Origin of the sequence: Paraglaciecola sp. T6c, from assembly GCF_000014225.1 — a bacterium.
In the GTDB taxonomy this organism is placed as follows: Bacteria; Pseudomonadota; Gammaproteobacteria; order Enterobacterales; family Alteromonadaceae; genus Paraglaciecola; species Paraglaciecola atlantica_A.
Genome location: NC_008228.1, coordinates 3,504,536 through 3,521,342, shown reverse-complemented (window position 1 = coordinate 3,521,342; position 16,807 = coordinate 3,504,536). Strand labels below are relative to the sequence as shown.

Below are 16,807 nucleotides of genomic sequence, written 5' to 3'. Positions count from 1 at the left end.
GCTGGGGGAGTATCCCCTGTGACGTTAACTCGAGAGCTTATTATGAAGTGTCGCATTCTGTGCGCTGCGATCTTACCACTGCTAGCCAGTAGTAACGCAACGGCACATGCAGGCCAACTGAATATAAAAGCCCTTGATGCATGTGAACTGAAAGAGCGGTCTCAGGCCTGTGATTACCGAGGGACCCATAATGATTTATACATCGGCACCTGCCAGTACATGTCAGATGCCCTATCGTGCGTTCGAAATCAGCCTATTCAACGAACAGAAACGCCCGTTAAAAAAGATACCCAGTTCAACCTTGAAGAAAATAGAACCTTAGAAAAGCAATAACGTCGCGCAATGTCTCTATCGTCATCGATATAGAGGTTCTGTCGTCCTCTTCTAGGAAGAACCACACAGCATAAACACTGGCTTATCTAAACAAACATACGTTGCAACGTTAGCCCCGAATGACAAACTAACCTACTTTTCGTCTCTTATTGCGGGATGAGAAAAATACTGTAGTGGTATTAATAAGTATTTTTCATTTTCCCGCGTCAACTCAGAACACGAACTTGTAACTGAGTGAGCCCATGAGCAACAACATTGAAAACGTGAGCGTCGTTCGTACCATTTTAGGACCATATCGGATGGCTGAGCTACTGCCGACGTGATCACCAGCTAAATTGGCGATGACTAGAACATATGACAAGCATTAAACACAACATAAGCGTAGTATCTGTTTGAAAAATGAACAATAAAGGTAAGGCGAACAAATGTTTGGAATGGAGGTGTTTGCGCTGAGTCCTCACAGTGGATGGTGAGCGAGTGCTTTGTCGTTAGTTTAGGTGATAATCAAGACCAGCGCCGGTGTCGATATGTTGAGTTCAGAGGCCAAATAGGCTGGTATGCTTGCTAAAGTCAGTTAATAACTCTGCCAAACTACATATGCGATAAACCCAATCCAACTCAGGGCTAAAAGGCCCCATGGTAAGCGATTAAAAGCTGCGGTTGGGAGAACTTGGATTGTTGGCTCATTAGGTTTATCAGCAACGTGTTTGGCTTTTTGTTTACGCTGTTTGTCAATTTCACGTAATTTTATCCTCTGTTGCTTCTTGTAATCCGCAATGCCTTTTTGAATGCCTTGAGCAATCAGCTTGGTTTGCTCTTTCGTTTGGCCACTTTTTTGTCTTCCCTTAGCTAACTTCATCGCTTGCTCTTCAACTTGTGGTGATACTTTAGGTTTCATTTTTGATTGTTCCACATCATTTAATTAAGCAGCCTAGTTTACTGTATACGCTAAATTGAAGTCGATTACCCTTACCTCAAATTCTGTTGAGATGATGCCTCATTTTACCGAAATAGGCGCACGTTTTTCCATAGTCATAGCTAACAAAGCGTATAAATGCATTAACGGTTGGTCTATGCGTGCTGAGCTGATAAAAAAGCCCTGCTAATGCAGGGCCTGATTGAATTTACCAGTAATTTAGTGATAATTCTGGTGACACATCTGATGAACCACGTTTACCACAAGTTAGCCATTACAAACTGGGGGAGTAACGAATAGCTAATCCTACTGTTCTGCCTATTACATCGTAATCACTGACTGTATTGAAATGATTTGCTCCTGCTGATGGGGTAGGAGGTTGCTTGTCAAACAGGTTGTCGATACCGAAGTTTAACACCACTTGCTCGGTTGCTTGCCAAGATGCGGCGAAGTCAAAATAATCTTGGGCGCTAATGCTAGTGGAGCGGTCAGACGCGTAATCCACATCGCCTATTCGTCTCCAACCTAGTTGCATGTTTATGGTGTCTAATTGCCAATCAAGGGTTGCTCTGTGCTTGTAGTCAGCTTGCAACACGCTGGCAAAGTCGCCGGAGCAGGCGCTGCCGTAGGTCCCCTTACAATCAATAGCCGCCACTGTGGCATTGTTTTGGCGGGTTTGCTTAGTAACTAGGTTACCTTGATAACTAAACTTGAGCTTACCCCCAATGGCGTCAGGCGCATCCATGATGTAATTGGTCGCTATATCAATACCGCTTTGTTCAATCGATGCCAAGTTGAAGTCATTAACGATAGCTGTGGTGATAAAACCAGTGGTTGAGTCACGCAGAACAGCGCCACATAATGGATTGTTCGCATCAGGGTTATCGATATAGCAGCTTTGTAACGCCGCGCCAGGTTGAATTTGGCTAACGGCATCAGAGATATCAATGTGATAATAATCGATTGAGATATCGAAACCGTCAATGTACTCAGGGGTGTAGACGATACCCAGGGTCTCAGATTCGGCCTGTTCAGGCTTAATGTCTGGGTTGCCTCCATAGGTGTACTCCGCGGTGCTCGAATCATAAGCTGTACCAATCGCAGGTGCACCGTAGCGTTCGCACTGAGCTGTATCGCCTGTGCCCAATAAGCAAGGATCGCCGTTATAACGCCCAGCAAATCGGGCTACAAACTGATCGCTTGTTTGATCGAATAAGGCAAGTGATAAGCCACTGATTGGGCTAGCAAACTCACCTAGGTTGGGTGCTCTAAACGCGGTTAGTTTGTTCGCACGTAAGCGAATATCATCATTAATCGCCCAGTTAAGGCCAATTTTATAGGTATCTTCTGCTTCGGTATTAGAATACTCGGAAACACGATAAGCCCCTTCAATGCTCACTTCTTTGGCAAAGGCGACGTCTGATACCACAGGGATTAGCACCTCGGCATAAAATTCCTCACTGTCAAAGCTAGCATCCATATCAAATGCGCTTACAGTCGCAAAACTGGTGCCGTTTCTGAATGCGTCCCCTGGCGTCTGTTCGCCCGTTTCTTTGCGATATTCATAACCTACTGCAAAATCGATGGGACCATCCGGTAATTCAAATATGGCTGATGAGTCACCAGACAGAGTTGCTGCAAGCACATTTTGAGTGCGCTCTCGGGTGGTATAAATAAGTGGGTCACTGAAATTGGATAAATCCAAATTCGGGTCGAACAAATCGACACTATTGGCCAACGCCGCAAAGCGATTATTGCCAGCGCCGTCAACTGTATAGGCGTTATTATATAAGGTCGCGGTTTCATCTGTTTTACCGTACTGCCCGTAAACATCGTAACGTAAGTAATCAGTGATATCGCCTTTGATGCCCAATTGTAGTTGAATTGAATCTCGCTCAGCTTCTGTGTGCTGTACACCAAGGCCTAGATTTCGTTCTACGTTTACTTGTGCATTGCCGTCAGTATCAAAGGTTAGTCTATTGCGAATGTCATCAGTTAAAAAGGCATTATCTGCGGTTAGCGTCACTGCTTGATTGACCGATATCGGTGCTTGTCCGCTTGCGCCAGCACCCTCAACCGTAACTTGAGAGTACATGACTCGACCATAAGCCGTGGCGTTGTCAGTTAGATCAAAGTCAAATAATAGGCCGCTCGACAAACGTTTCATCGGTTGAGTCAGGTACAGATCAGCAGTTGAGCTTGTTGTTTGGCGCTCATCAAGCACATTTCCGCCTCCACCAATGGCAAAGGCATTGCCTGTTGCCACGTCGGTATAGTAACCGCCAGTGTTAATGATGGCGTTGGCATTTTGCATTGCATAATCACGCTCGCCGGCTAATAACTCTTTTCTTTCTGAGTAGCCGAGGTAGCCTGTTATATGACCTAAACCATCAGCGATATCACCGCCGAAAATACCTTCAAAATTAAGTGTTTCGTTACCGCCATCAGCGGTTTCGTAGCTGCTGGAAAACTCAGCACCAGTAAAGTCATCGTTCAGGATAAAGTTAACCACACCAGAAACTGCATCAGCACCATACACAGCGGCGGCACCGCCAGTGAGTACATCAACACGCTTGATTAAGCCAGTGGGGATCATGTTAACATCCACAGAATTACGGAAACTAAATGGCACGGCGCGCGTGCCATCAATCAATACTAGGGTGCGGTTTTGCCCTAAGCCTCGTAAATCAATGGTTGAAGAGCCAAATGAATCACCTACGGTCGAGCCGGTACTGTTTGCACCCGCCGCTGCTTGGGGTAATTTTGTTGTAATCTCTTCCACGTTGACGGCGCGATCTAGTTTAATTTGTACTTGGTCAACACTGGCTACTGCACTGCTTGATACCAGCTCTGTGCGTTGTATTCTAGAGCCTGTAATGGAGATAACTTCGGTTTTATCTGCTTTTTGCGATTGCTCTTGCGCCATGGGGGCACAACTGAAAAAAGCAGCGGTTACTGCAAGCGTGATGGGCGTTAGGGTGAGTCGTTGCAACTTGCTAGTATGCGTTTTGTGTTTCATTTGTCTTCTATCCCGAGGTCAATATTCGATGGAAAGCGCAATAAAAAGCACGATGGAAAAATGTGCTTTTGGTGATTCTTATTTGTACACAAGACTCATTATTTACTCAGCAAAATACAAATTGCAATAAAACTTTCTTGTTAATTTTATATTTATTGATAAATTATTCTTACTCAGTCGTAATTAAGAGCAGATTAAATAATGAACAAGCACATCGAGCAACTATATCGCAGCGCTAAAAAACGCTCTCGCTTAATCATTGGTTTGATGAGTGGCACCTCACTAGACGGACTGGACGTGGCATTGTGCCGCATTGAGGGGCACGGCACTGACACGCAAATCGAGTTAGTGGCATTTTGCACCGTGGATTACGACGATGGTTACAAACAAAAAATAAAAAGTGTGTTTGCTAAGCGCCAAGTGGACTTGCAACAGGTGACCTTGCTAAACCCTTGGGTAGGCGTTTTGCATGGTCAGATGGTCAATCAATGTTTAGAAAAGTGGAATATAGCTGCCACAGACATCGATGCCATCGCTAGCCACGGGCAAACGATTTATCACTGCCCGTTAGGTCAACATGGTCAAAGTGAGTTTGGCAACGCCACTTTGCAAATTGGTGATGCGGATCACCTAGCCGTAACTACTGGCATTTTGACCATAGGGGATTTTCGCCAGAAACATATAGCAGCAGGAGGTGAGGGCGCGCCGTTAGCCGTTTATGGGGACTACTTGTTTTTCACCAGCAAGCAAGAGAATCGCATTTTATTGAACATGGGTGGCATCGCTAATTTGACCTTTTTGCCCTGCTCAGCAGATGCAAGTGCGGTATTTAGTTCAGATATTGGGCCAGGCAATACCATCATGGACGCATACGTGCAGCGCCATTTTTCGCCATTACACTATGATAAAGACAGTGCAATGGCATCTCAGGGCAAGGTGCACTTAGGGTTATTGGATAGCTTGTTAGAGCATGCGTTTTTTGCGCTAGATTTTCCTAAAACCACTGGCCCCGAAGTATTCAATTTGGACTATTTAAGTGTTGCTCAGGCGCACTCAGCTACCCGACAATTAGCCCATGAAGATGTACTTGCCACCTTGAATTTATTTTCGGCGAGAACAATTGCAAATGCCATTAATGATGCCGCTATCGAGCTTGAAGAATTCAACGTTTACGCAAGCGGCGGTGGCATTCATAACCCGCTGTTGATGGAGCATATTTTGCGATTGTGCCCCAACGTGACGGCCATCCAAGATACCAGCAAGCTAGGGATAGACCCAGACGCCAAAGAAGCGGTGCTATTCGCCATATTAGCTAACGAATGCCTAGTTGGTGGGCAACAGCCGTTTGGCAACCTAGAGCAGGGGATCCCGAATATCACCATGGGCAAAATAAGCTTTCCTGATTAAACAGCCTAAATGGGATAGTGAATTACGTAGGAAATCGGCAGTGCTGCGCTCAACTCAGTGGTAGAAACAAGTCAACAGTACCCTGTGCACAGGCTATCTTAAACATTTGCCACACACCGCTTTCATTTCAAGCTCGAAGTAGTCGTCTCATATTGCTTTGCACGGTTTTTAGTGCGGCGCTTCGTACGCATTTTTACATACCTATTAGTATGATTTTCGTAATTTCTAGCATTGTTTCATCTTACGAATAGAGCCAAAACGATACTCTTTCAACTAGAGCAAAGTCTTCGCGGTATCCTTCTGATTTTGGCGGTTCGCCGACGTTCAGCTTAGTTTGCCGATGTTAACCAAATGTTATATGTTGTTGACTGAAAACTGACCGTATTTTAGATGCAAAGTGCTAAGCATTAAAATGGGTTTGTCTTGTTTATCTATTCAGCCAACGCTAGGAAAGCAAAAAATGAAGTATATGAATAAATTCACTCAGTTCGGCCTACATGCAAGTCGTTTTTTGTCCTTATCTTTAACGTTATCAATATTCACCACTGGCATAATAATCGGTCATGCTTCTGCCGATACACGTTCTGATGATGCGTTTATCGAAAAGAGTAAATTAGTGGAGCGCAGCAGTGAAATACTCTTTTGGACCCAAGAGGAGCGTGCGATCGGTTTTAAAAACATTAGCAGAATGTGGCCGACGCGAGTGGTTGCAAAATCTAAAAATGCACAACCCATGGTGTTAAATGATCTCGGTCTAGGAAGTGTTACCTACCAGGTTGGAGAAACGAAGTATACCATCGAAGATTTCATTGCTCTTAAAGGCGCGATAGGGATGGTGGTGCTAAAAGACGGTGAGTTGGTATACGAAAATTACACAGAAGGAAATGATAAGAACACCCGCTGGATATCGTTTTCAGTCACTAAATCGGTTTCATCGTTACTGATTGGCGCTGCAATCAAAGATGGCTATATAGCAAGCGTAAATGATCAGATGGTTGACTACTTGCCTCAGCTGAAAGGCTCGGCTTACGAGGGCGTAACCATTAAAAATGTGCTGCACATGAATTCTGGCGTTCAGTGGAACGAAGATTACAGCGACCCAAATTCGGATGTGTCAAAAGCAGGCGGAGCAAATGGCATAACATTAATTAACTATGTCAAAGCGCTTTCAAGAGCGCACGAGCCGGGTACCGTGTTCAATTACAATACTGCAGAGTCGAACTTGATTGGCGAGCTTTTACGCTCAGCGATTGGTAACAATGCTGCTACCTATTTACAAGATAAAATATGGCAACCCTACGCCATGGAAAACGATGCGTTTTGGGTACTTGATAGACCAAACGGTGTTGAAACCGGTGGTTGTTGCTTACTGGCTAGCCTGAGAGACTTTGCTCGGCTTGGGCAGTTCGCCTATGAACAATTGTCGTCACCGCTCAATTCACCATTGCCGGTCAACTGGGTAAAAGACTCGATAACGCCATCGACCACGTACCCTCATTATGGTTACCAATGGTGGTTAGAAACTGGCAACGAGAAGTTTCGCGCATCCGGTATTTTTGGCCAATCAATTGCCATTTATCCTGAGCTCGGAGTCGTTATAGCCAAACATGGCAACACTCCCCAGGCCACAGGGTCTAGCGTATTTAAGGAACACGAAAAAGCGCTAGATGCAGCTATATTAGCAAGGATTAAAGCACTATAGCGTCTCGACTGAGAGCCGTTATAAAGTGAGAGCTCTATAAATAGACGGCTTAGCCACTGGTGGGGGATTGAGCCATCTTACTAACCTTGCTTTTCCTGAAAATAATTTGCACGTTAATAATGATACATTCGACCAGCGATATGAGCTTACGCCATGAATGACTCTAGCGTATTAGGTTCGATGATGGTTAGAGATAAAATGATGGGGGTACGTGAAGCGCTGAGAAAATTTCGTATATGCAGAAAATAACACCTTAGTTACCCAGCATGGCGCATAAGTTATTTTAAGATGCTAAGTATACTTACCCACCACACGTCTGAGCAATACATAAGCGATTGAGGTTGTTTTTCATTTTCAAGCTTCACTCAAACATTGGGGGAATAGTCTACACTGGGTGTGAACTTATGTTTCAGGGAGGAAATAGGGATTAAATGTAAATATTTTTCTTGCCGGTGAAATATTCATTTACATCGTTGGGTCTTATCATTTGTAAGCAAGATTACACAAAATTATTACTTCTACTTAAGGTGTCAAATATGAAACAAATTAAACAAACTACTATCGCTACAGCAATTGGTGCAGTTGTACTAGGCTCACTAGCTTCAGTTAGCTTTCAAGCAAATGCGGCACCTTTTGGGATGCAAACATTAGAGTCTGGTTATATGCAAGATGTTGCTGAAGGTAAATGCGGCGAAGGCAAATGTGGCGGCGACAAAGCAGCTAAAATGACCAAAGAAGGTAAGTGCGGCGAAGGCAAATGTGGCGGCGACAAAGCAGCTAAAATGACCAAAGAAGGCAAGTGCGGCGAAGGTAAATGTGGCGGCGACAAAGCAGCCAAAGAAGGCAAGTGCGGCGGCGACAAAGCAGCCAAAGAAGGTAAGTGCGGCGAAGGTAAATGTGGCGGCGACAAAGCAGCCAAAGAAGGCAAGTGCGGCGAAGGTAAATGTGGCGGCGACAAAGCAGCTAAAGAAGGTAAGTGCGGCGAAGGTAAATGTGGCGGCCAAGCTTAATTCTTAACTAGAATTTTCTGAATAAAGGCCAGCTTTGCTGGCCTTTATTGTTTAGGCGACGTAAGTTGTCGGCTAGGTTAAAACAGTCGTTATAACGGCAGTGAAGAGGTAAGTGATGCAGAGTAAGCATTTATCAGGCGTGGGTTTAGGATTACGCCGTGAGATGATCAACGAACTAATTGACGATATTCCCAGCGCTGTCGATTTTTGGGAAGTCGCTCCCGAGAACTGGATCCCGCTGGGAGGAAAGTACCAAAAGCAGCTCAATCAGTTTACCAGCACCAGCGAGTTTACAACCCACGGACTTTCACTGTCTATTGGTGGCCCCGAGCCGCTGGATATTAATTTCGTTAAAGACGTAAAAGCATTTCTTGATACGCATAATATTCAGCATTACAGCGAGCACCTAAGTTATTGTTCAGGTAAGGGCCATCTCTACGACTTAATGCCAATCCCATTCAGCGAAGACGCAGTGAAGTACGTGGTTGAGCGAGTTAACATGGTGCAAGACATCATTGAGCGGCCGCTCATACTAGAAAACGTATCATACTATGCAGCGCCCAACGCTAATATGAGTGAACAAGACTTCACACTAGCAGTATTGGAAGAATCGAATTGTAAAATGCTGTTAGATGTAAACAATATCTATGTAAATTCAATTAACCATGGTTATGACGCTGAGGGTTTTTTGAAGGCAATGCCAACAGCACGAATTGTCTATGGTCATATTGCTGGGCACTATGATGAGGCTGACGATTTGAAAGTGGACACCCACGGCGCTGATGTGATTCAACCTGTATGGGATTTACTCGAAAAAGCGTATGAGATCCACGGTGTCTTCCCCACCTTGTTAGAGCGTGATTTTAATATTCCTCCGATTGAAGAACTCTTGCTTGAAGTTGACAAAATTCGACAAATTCAGCATAAGCATAGGGTGGCCGAGACACACAAGGATTTGGCATAAATGTACGACTTTCAAAAGACTCAGCTGGCGTTCATTGATCACCTAAAAGATCCTGCTACTCACCCTTTCTCACATGGCATTGAACCAAGGCGAATGGAAATCTATCGAGATTTGTTCTTTAACAATATCAAGGGGTTTCTTAGTTCGGGCTTTCCTGTACTTGAGAGTTTGTATACCGAAGCGCAATGGAACAGCCTTGCTCGGCAATTTTTTGCTGAGCACGAATGCCGTTCGCCCTATTTTACGGATATCAGTAAAGAGTTCGTTGAGTATTTAAGCAATGAATACGAACGCCAACCACATGATCCCATTTTTATGGCCGAACTGGCCCACTATGAATGGATGGAGCTTACGGTATCTATCAGAAAGCAAACTCACTCTCAAACATACGACGCAGCACAAAAGGTAACAGCAGTGCAATTATCACAACTTGCCAGCGTGGTTAGTTACCAGTTTCCTGTACACCAAATTAGCCAAGATTATCAACCAAGCGAACCTAGCGAGCCTGTTTATTTAGTGATCCACCGTGATAGCGACGATCAAGTAGATTTTACGCTGATAACCGCTATGACAGCCCATTTGCTCGTCACGATTGAAAATAATCAGCATTTGTCACTCGAGTCGCTGAATCAAAGTATGATTGAAACGCTCCCGCAAATAGAACCAGCGCAAGTGATACAAGGCGTAAATCAAATTGTGCAGCAAATGTTAGAGCAACAGATACTCGTGCCGTATGCGATTAGCACGTAAATAGGCTATCAATTTTTATTTGTTTGAATTACCATTTACGGCTGAATTCATATTAGTTAAATCGCGACGAATGGGGTTTTCAATGCAAGATAATAATGGTTCTCAAGATCCGTTCAACTTCACTTATCTGGCCGCTGGGCTGTTGACGTTATTGGCACTGCCATTAATGCACGTCATCCTTGGTTGGATGGTTTTCCTTTAACCGTCGTTTTTTAATTATCCATCACAACGGGGAAAGCTGTGCCCGCTGCTTATATAAAGTCGGTTATTAAAACCGTACCTGATTATCCCAAGCCTGGGATTTTATTTCGTGACGTGACTTCGATTCTTGAAGATCATAAAGCGTACACGACGAGTATCGAACTCTTGGTAAAAGAGTTCGCTCCATACAATTTCGATAAAGTGGCTGGCACAGAAGCCCGCGGCTTTTTGTTTGGTGCGCCTCTGGCGATTGAGCTAGGTATCGGTTTTATACCTGTACGTAAGCCCAATAAACTGCCGCGTAAAGTGATTAGCGAAAGCTACGATCTTGAATACGGCACTGACTGCCTAGAGATCCATGAAGATGCGGTCAAACCGGGTGAGAAAGTATTGATGCTAGATGACTTGCTTGCCACTGGTGGCACAATGATCGCCACTGCTAATTTAATTAGACGTTTAGGCGGTATCGTTGAGCATGCTGGTTTTGTTATTTCATTACCTGATTTAGGTGGTGAAGCCAAACTGCAAGAAATCGGTGTACAAAGTCATTCAATTTGTGAGTTCGAAGGCGAGTAATCCAATAACATGAGCTATCAAGTTCTAGCGCGAAAATGGCGGCCAAATAATTTCAGTGAATTAGTTGGTCAAGAGCATGTAGTCGCAGCCATTTCAAATGCACTTGATAATGACCGCTTACACCACGCTTATTTGTTTACGGGTACGCGAGGTGTGGGCAAAACCACTATCGCACGGATCTTTTCCAAGAGTCTGAATTGCGAATTGGGCATGGGGTCAAAACCCTGTGGTAAATGCTCTACGTGTGTTGAAATAGAGCAGGGCAACTTCGTTGATCTGTTAGAAATCGATGCAGCCTCACGCACAAAGGTCGAGGATACTCGGGAATTATTAGACAACGTACAATATCGACCCTCACGTGGTCGATACAAAGTGTACTTAATTGATGAAGTACACATGTTGTCTAAGCATAGTTTTAACGCTCTGCTTAAAACCCTTGAAGAGCCACCGCCACACGTCAAATTCTTGTTGGCGACAACCGATCCGCAAAAGCTACCGATCACGATTTTATCTCGCTGCTTGCAGTTCAACCTTAAAGCCTTATCACGAGCGCAAATTGCTCAGCAACTACAGCATGTTTTTGCCCAAGAGCAACTTCAAAATGCGCCAGAAGCGCTGGCGCAAATAGCAAGAGCTGCACAGGGAAGTATGCGTGACGCTTTGAGTTTATCCGATCAAGCTATTGCCCAAGGCAATGGCAACGTCAGTTTGAGCATAGTCACCGACATGCTCGGCTTAATGGACAAAACGCAAGTTCTCAAGTTACTCAATGCTGTGCTGAATAAGCAAAATGAGTCGGTGTTTGAATTGGTCGACTTTATGTCTGAACAAGCCGTCGACTATAGCCAGGTGCTGAATGAATTGATGAGTTTGCTACATCAAGTCGCTTTGACCCAATTTGTACCTGATGCATGCAAACTTGAGACTATTTCCGCTCGGGCAATATATCAATTAGCAAAAAATGCACTGCCTGAGCACATACAATTGCTTTACCAAATTGCATTGCAAGGCAAGCGCGATATGCCATTTGCAGCGGATGCCAGAACAGGCTTGGAAATGACACTGCTGCGCATGTTGGCCTTTAGCCCAGTGCAAGTAAATACTAGTGTTGAAGAGCTAGTGGCTATGACCCCAAGCTCAGCACCGAGTAGTGGGCCGAGTAGTGCACCGCTGCCAATGCGAGACAAACACGACCTTGTTACACCCACCGACGACACGCCAGTTGAGTCTAAGGAAACGGTTGTAGCTGCGATGGCACAAGCTGAGGAAGCGCCCCAAGCACCAATTGCCACTGAGATTGATAACACGCAAAGAGTGGCAGCGCCAAAAGATGCGCCATCTACAGCCAGTGACTCTACGTCTAACAATGATTTTACTAACGACAGTGATTTTACAGCCCGTCAGAACACTCAACCCCTTGAGGTCATGGGCTCGAAAAGCGAGCGTGCAGACAATGCGGCCACACAAAATCAAGTGGAAGGGGCAGCAGCTGTTGAAAAGACACTAGCAGATGAAACTTCAGCTCAGCCGTTTGATGATGACGAATATCACAGTGCACAAATGCAGGACATGGAAGCGCAACAAGCAGGCATTTTGCAAGAAGCTGAGTATTTTATTCAGCCGCAAACTCAGCAACCGCATGATACGAATACAGCTGTCGACCATCAGCAAGAAGTCCATCAACAAGATGCCTCGAAGCCGCAAAGTCAATCTACCGAAAGTTTACTTGCGCTGCGCCGTAAACTCACTCAGGCAACGGAAGATGAACAGGAGAATGTCCCTTCAGTAAAAAAGTCTGAAGGTGGTTATGATGCCAGTCAGTTTCTGCCTGGTGGCAGCGGGCCGGGTGTTGAACCAATGGCTGGCGCAATTCCTAGGAATCAGCCCGTCACGAAGCCTGCTTCTGCTGAAAGCCCGAGTTCACCCGAATCTCTACCTGAGCCGTCTTCACCTGAGCAGTATTCACCTGAGCAAGCTACGCCGTACACGTATTCTGCTCAAGCAGATGCACCTTATCCGAACGATGCTGATGTACCTAATGCGAATCAGGCCGAGTTAGGGGAAGCACCGCCTTGGGCGACAGATGATGCTAATAATCAAACCTCTCTTAATGAATTCAATGATATCAATGACATTAACGAAGTAACCGTTAACGAAGTCACTGGTGGTGATGTATCTGTTAATGAACTAAGCCATGAGGCGCTAGCCCTTGATGAAGTGACGGTGCCCGTTGACGCACAAGAAGACATAGCAGAAAACCAACAAGAGATTGAAAATACCGTTTTCGACCCCACTGCTCATTTAGCGCAAGATTTAGAATGTGAGGTGGACTATGAGGTACCTGCATTTCTTGAGTCGGGTGAGAAGGTCACAATAGCGCCCCAATTGGATAAATGGAGCGCGTTGATAACACAGATGCAAGTGGCTGCGCTGACGAAGCAATTGGCGCTGCATTCTGAGTTCACTCAAGATGGTGACAAAGTCGTGCTCAATTTGGTGCAAACCAAGGAGCACCTGAATACCGATTCAGCTAAAGAACAATTGCAACGTGCACTGAGTGATGTGTTGCAACAACAGATTACCCTAGAGGTACATGTAGGTGACGCGATTAACACGCCGTTTGCCTTACAACAAAGTATTAATCGGGTGCGATTTGAATATGCCAAGCAAGTGGTCGAAACTAATGAGTCCATTTGTATGTTTAAAGACATGTTCAACGCCCAAGTGCTAAATGATTCAATCAAAGCACGCTAGGTTTTATTTCAAAGTTTAAGAGAGAAAAATATGTTTAAAGGTGGAATGGGTAATGTAATGAAGCAAGCGCAACAAATGCAAGAGCGCATGCAGAAGAAACAAGAAGAGCTAGCCAAAATGGAAGTTACCGGCGAGTCTGGCGCAGGTTTGGTGAAGGTCACTATGACCTGTAACCACAACGTACGCCGCGTTGACATTGACGATAGCTTGATGGAAGACGATAAAGAAATGATTGAAGACTTGGTTGCGGCAGCCACCAACGATGCAGTACGTCGTGTGCAAGAAACCACCAAAGAACAAATGGCAGATGTCACTGGCGGCATGGCGATGCCTCCGGGCTTCAAAATGCCGTTCTAAGAAAGCCGACTCTCAGTATTTCACTCAAGGTAGTATAGATGAAGCTTAGTCCTCTTATTTTAGAGCTTATTAACGCGTTTAAAGTGTTACCCGGTGTGGGCCCGAAAAGCGCCCAGCGCATGGCGTTTCATTTGTTAGAGCGAAATAGAAGTGGTGCCTTGCAGTTGAGCCAAGTGTTGCATAACGCCATGGAACACGTGGGGCATTGTAAGCAGTGCCGTACGTTTACCGAAAGCGAATTGTGTGAAATTTGTGCTCACCCTAGACGTAGCGAAGCGGGCACTTTGTGCGTTGTTGAGTCCCCCCAAGATGTGGTGGCGATTGAACAAACCGCTGAATTTAAAGGTTTGTACTTTGTATTGATGGGACATTTATCGCCTATCGATGGTATTGGGCCGAGTGAAATCGGGTTAGACGAACTAGCGAATTTGTTAGACAGCAAAGATTTGACGGAAGTGATCCTAGCCACCAACCCGACGGTTGAAGGCGAGGCAACGGCCCATTACATTGGCCAGATGTGCTCTGCGAGAGACATTCAAGCGACTCGGTTAGCTCACGGTATGCCGGTGGGTGGCGAGTTAGAATATGTTGATGGCAATACGTTGACGCATGCTTTTGTGGGTCGTCGAAGCCTGTCTTAGGCGAAAATTTCTACGTTTTATGACGGTCTAGTTCATAGGCCGTCAAATATCTCACTGATAGTTACAATTTTTTCATCTTTTGTATTGAAATGCTTTCAAGCGACCTTATCTCCTTACTCACAAACAGAAACCAACTAACTTAGGAGATACTTGTCCATGGCTGACGTTGCCCATCAAGAAACTCATGGCTTTCAAACCGAAGTAAAACAATTGCTTCAGTTGATGATCCATTCACTTTATTCAAATAAAGAAATATTTCTTCGTGAACTTGTTTCTAACGCTGCCGATGCAGCAGACAAATTACGATTCAAGGCGCTGTCGAACGATAGTCTATACGAAGGCGACGGCGATTTATGCGTTAAATTAAGCATTGATAAAGACGCTGGTTCTATCACCATCAGTGATAACGGTATCGGTATGGACCGAGCGAGTGTCATTGAGCATTTAGGCACGATTGCAAAATCTGGTACCTCCGAATTTTTCAGTAATTTGTCGGGTGACCAAGCGAAAGACTCACAATTAATTGGCCAGTTCGGTGTTGGTTTTTACTCTGCGTTTATCGTGGCTGAAAAAGTGGTCGTGCGCTCTCGTGCTGCAGGCGACGATGCCAGCAAAGGTGTTGAGTGGACATCAGAAGGTGAAGGCGAGTTTACGGTTGCAGATATCGAGAAAGCAGACCGTGGTACTGAAATTACCTTGTTCTTACGTGAAGACGAAAAAGAGTTCGCAGATGACTGGCGTCTACGCTCAATCGTTAGCAAGTATTCTGATCACATCAGCATCCCTGTGATGATGTACAAAGAAGAAGTTCCAGAAAGCGATGGCCCAGATGGCGAGAAAGTGCCTGCGCAACCTGCCAAGTGGGAAGCCGTAAACAAGGCAACAGCCCTATGGACTCGCGATAAGTCTGAAGTGTCTGACGAAGAATACAAAGAGTTTTACAAGCATATTTCTCATGATTTTGCGGATCCACTAGTATGGTCACACAACAAGGTTGAAGGTAAAACTGAATACAATAGCTTGCTGTATATTCCAGCTAAAGCACCGTTCGATATGTGGAACCGTGACCAAAAGCACGGCTTGAAGCTATACGTTCAGCGCGTGTTTATCATGGATGACGCTGAGCAATTCATGCCGACGTATTTGCGTTTCGTGAAAGGTTTGCTTGATTCAAACGACCTACCTTTGAACGTATCTCGTGAAATTTTGCAAGATAACAAAATCACTCAAGCCATTCGTCAGGGCTGTACTAAGCGCGTATTGCAAATGCTTGAGCGTGTTGCTAAAAATGACAGCGAGAAGTACCAAGGCTTCTGGGCTGAATTTGGTAATGTGCTAAAAGAAGGCCCCGCTGAAGATCACGCCAATAAAGAGAAAGTAGCAGGCTTGTTACGTTTCGCTTCGACTGAAAATGACAGCGATGCGCAAAACGTTTCTTTGGCTGATTATGTTAGTCGTATGAAAGACGGCCAAGATAAAATCTACTACATTACCGCCGATAGCTACAAAGCAGCTAAATCTAGTCCGCATTTGGAAATCTTCCGCAAAAAAGGCATCGAAGTTTTATTGATGTCAGACCGTGTGGATGAATGGCTTATGTCCCATTTGACTGAATTCGATGAAAAGTCATTCCAATCAATTACCCATGGTGAATTAGATTTAGGTGATTTAGACGACGAAGACAGTAAAAAGGCCCAAGAGGAAGCTGAGAAGCAAGTTGAAGGTTTAACTGAGCGCGTTAAAACTGTGCTAGGCGATAAAGTCGCTGAGGTGAAATTTACGCACCGTCTAACAGATTCACCTGCGTGTATCGTGGCTGATGGCACTGGTATGTCTACCCAGATGATCAAGTTGATGCAAGCTGCAGGTCAACCAGTACCTGAAGCTAAGTATCACTTCGAGCTTAACCCAGAGCATAGCTTGGTGAAAATGCTAGCTGACGAGCAAGATGAAGAACGTTTCGGTCAGTGGACTGAAGTATTGTTTGATCAAGCTGCGTTGTCAGAACAAGGCAGTTTAAAAGACCCAGCAGCCTTTGTGCACAATTTAAACACCCTACTAATGAATTTGGCAAAATAACGCTAAATTACTCAACATAACGTTAAAAAATGGGCTCTTTAGCCCATTTTTTGTGTATATTATGCATTATTAGATGTTTACACATTTGACCTAAGACA

At 44.9% G+C, this 16,807-nt stretch carries 13 protein-coding genes; 11 read left to right on the top strand and 2 right to left on the bottom strand.

The window, feature by feature from the left end; translation table 11 throughout:
* Positions 1-42 precede the first annotated feature (42 nt).
* Positions 43-333 (top strand): hypothetical protein, encoded by a 291-nt coding sequence (locus PATL_RS14840; RefSeq protein WP_157043417.1) that lies wholly within the window; start codon positions 43-45, stop codon positions 331-333.
* Positions 334-907: 574 nt separating this feature from the next.
* Here the strand turns inward: PATL_RS14840 and PATL_RS14835 are convergent.
* On the bottom strand, positions 908-1,231 hold the full coding sequence (locus PATL_RS14835) for a DUF2956 domain-containing protein (protein WP_011575669.1): 324 nt from the start codon (positions 1,229-1,231) through the stop codon (positions 908-910).
* Between the two features lie 292 nt (positions 1,232-1,523).
* Positions 1,524-4,268, bottom strand: coding sequence for a TonB-dependent receptor domain-containing protein (locus PATL_RS14830; RefSeq protein WP_011575668.1), 2,745 nt, complete (start codon positions 4,266-4,268; stop codon positions 1,524-1,526).
* A gap of 201 nt (positions 4,269-4,469) precedes the next feature.
* Between PATL_RS14830 and PATL_RS14825 the strand changes: the two genes are divergently transcribed.
* The 10 genes from PATL_RS14825 to htpG all read left to right on the top strand — a co-directional run bounded on the left by PATL_RS14825 (position 4,470) and on the right by htpG (position 16,709).
* Complete coding sequence (locus tag PATL_RS14825) at positions 4,470-5,675, top strand: anhydro-N-acetylmuramic acid kinase (protein ID WP_011575667.1); 1,206 nt, start codon at positions 4,470-4,472, stop codon at positions 5,673-5,675.
* A gap of 460 nt (positions 5,676-6,135) precedes the next feature.
* Entirely contained in the window at positions 6,136-7,377 is a 1,242-nt protein-coding gene (locus PATL_RS14820; protein ID WP_011575666.1) for a serine hydrolase domain-containing protein, read from the top strand.
* A 536-nt stretch (positions 7,378-7,913) separates the two neighbouring features.
* Positions 7,914-8,387, top strand: a complete 474-nt coding sequence (locus PATL_RS14815) for an HvfA family oxazolone/thioamide-modified RiPP metallophore (RefSeq protein WP_011575665.1) — start codon at positions 7,914-7,916, stop codon at positions 8,385-8,387.
* 115 nt (positions 8,388-8,502) lie between these two features.
* On the top strand, positions 8,503-9,351 hold the full coding sequence (locus tag PATL_RS14810; protein WP_011575664.1) for an HvfB family MNIO-type RiPP peptide maturase: 849 nt from the start codon (positions 8,503-8,505) through the stop codon (positions 9,349-9,351).
* Positions 9,352-10,101, top strand: a complete 750-nt coding sequence (locus PATL_RS14805; RefSeq protein ID WP_011575663.1) for an HvfC family RiPP maturation protein — start codon at positions 9,352-9,354, stop codon at positions 10,099-10,101.
* A gap of 240 nt (positions 10,102-10,341) precedes the next feature.
* A complete protein-coding gene (gene apt, locus PATL_RS14800; RefSeq protein ID WP_006991928.1) occupies positions 10,342-10,878 on the top strand; it encodes an adenine phosphoribosyltransferase in 537 nt (178 codons plus the stop codon).
* Positions 10,879-10,887: 9 nt separating this feature from the next.
* A complete protein-coding gene (gene dnaX, locus PATL_RS14795; protein ID WP_011575662.1) occupies positions 10,888-13,632 on the top strand; it encodes a DNA polymerase III subunit gamma/tau in 2,745 nt (914 codons plus the stop codon).
* Positions 13,633-13,662: 30 nt separating this feature from the next.
* The gene (locus PATL_RS14790; protein ID WP_041713919.1) at positions 13,663-13,989 is read left to right on the top strand and encodes a YbaB/EbfC family nucleoid-associated protein; all 327 of its coding nucleotides are present in this window, start codon (positions 13,663-13,665) and stop codon (positions 13,987-13,989) included.
* Between the two features lie 38 nt (positions 13,990-14,027).
* Complete coding sequence (gene recR / locus PATL_RS14785; protein WP_011575660.1) at positions 14,028-14,630, top strand: recombination mediator RecR; 603 nt, start codon at positions 14,028-14,030, stop codon at positions 14,628-14,630.
* A gap of 156 nt (positions 14,631-14,786) precedes the next feature.
* Positions 14,787-16,709 (top strand): molecular chaperone HtpG, encoded by a 1,923-nt coding sequence (htpG, locus tag PATL_RS14780; protein WP_011575659.1) that lies wholly within the window; start codon positions 14,787-14,789, stop codon positions 16,707-16,709.
* Positions 16,710-16,807 lie beyond the last annotated feature (98 nt).

Coding starts and splice junctions, on each gene's coding strand:
- PATL_RS14840 (WP_157043417.1), top strand. CDS start 43: ATGAAGTGTCGCATTCTGTGCGCTGCGATCTTACCACTGCTAGCCAGT.
- PATL_RS14835 (WP_011575669.1), bottom strand. CDS start 1,231: ATGAAACCTAAAGTATCACCACAAGTTGAAGAGCAAGCGATGAAGTTA.
- PATL_RS14830 (WP_011575668.1), bottom strand. CDS start 4,268: ATGAAACACAAAACGCATACTAGCAAGTTGCAACGACTCACCCTAACG.
- PATL_RS14825 (WP_011575667.1), top strand. CDS start 4,470: ATGAACAAGCACATCGAGCAACTATATCGCAGCGCTAAAAAACGCTCT.
- PATL_RS14820 (WP_011575666.1), top strand. CDS start 6,136: ATGAAGTATATGAATAAATTCACTCAGTTCGGCCTACATGCAAGTCGT.
- PATL_RS14815 (WP_011575665.1), top strand. CDS start 7,914: ATGAAACAAATTAAACAAACTACTATCGCTACAGCAATTGGTGCAGTT.
- PATL_RS14810 (WP_011575664.1), top strand. CDS start 8,503: ATGCAGAGTAAGCATTTATCAGGCGTGGGTTTAGGATTACGCCGTGAG.
- PATL_RS14805 (WP_011575663.1), top strand. CDS start 9,352: ATGTACGACTTTCAAAAGACTCAGCTGGCGTTCATTGATCACCTAAAA.
- dnaX (WP_011575662.1), top strand. CDS start 10,888: ATGAGCTATCAAGTTCTAGCGCGAAAATGGCGGCCAAATAATTTCAGT.
- PATL_RS14790 (WP_041713919.1), top strand. CDS start 13,663: ATGTTTAAAGGTGGAATGGGTAATGTAATGAAGCAAGCGCAACAAATG.
- recR (WP_011575660.1), top strand. CDS start 14,028: ATGAAGCTTAGTCCTCTTATTTTAGAGCTTATTAACGCGTTTAAAGTG.
- htpG (WP_011575659.1), top strand. CDS start 14,787: ATGGCTGACGTTGCCCATCAAGAAACTCATGGCTTTCAAACCGAAGTA.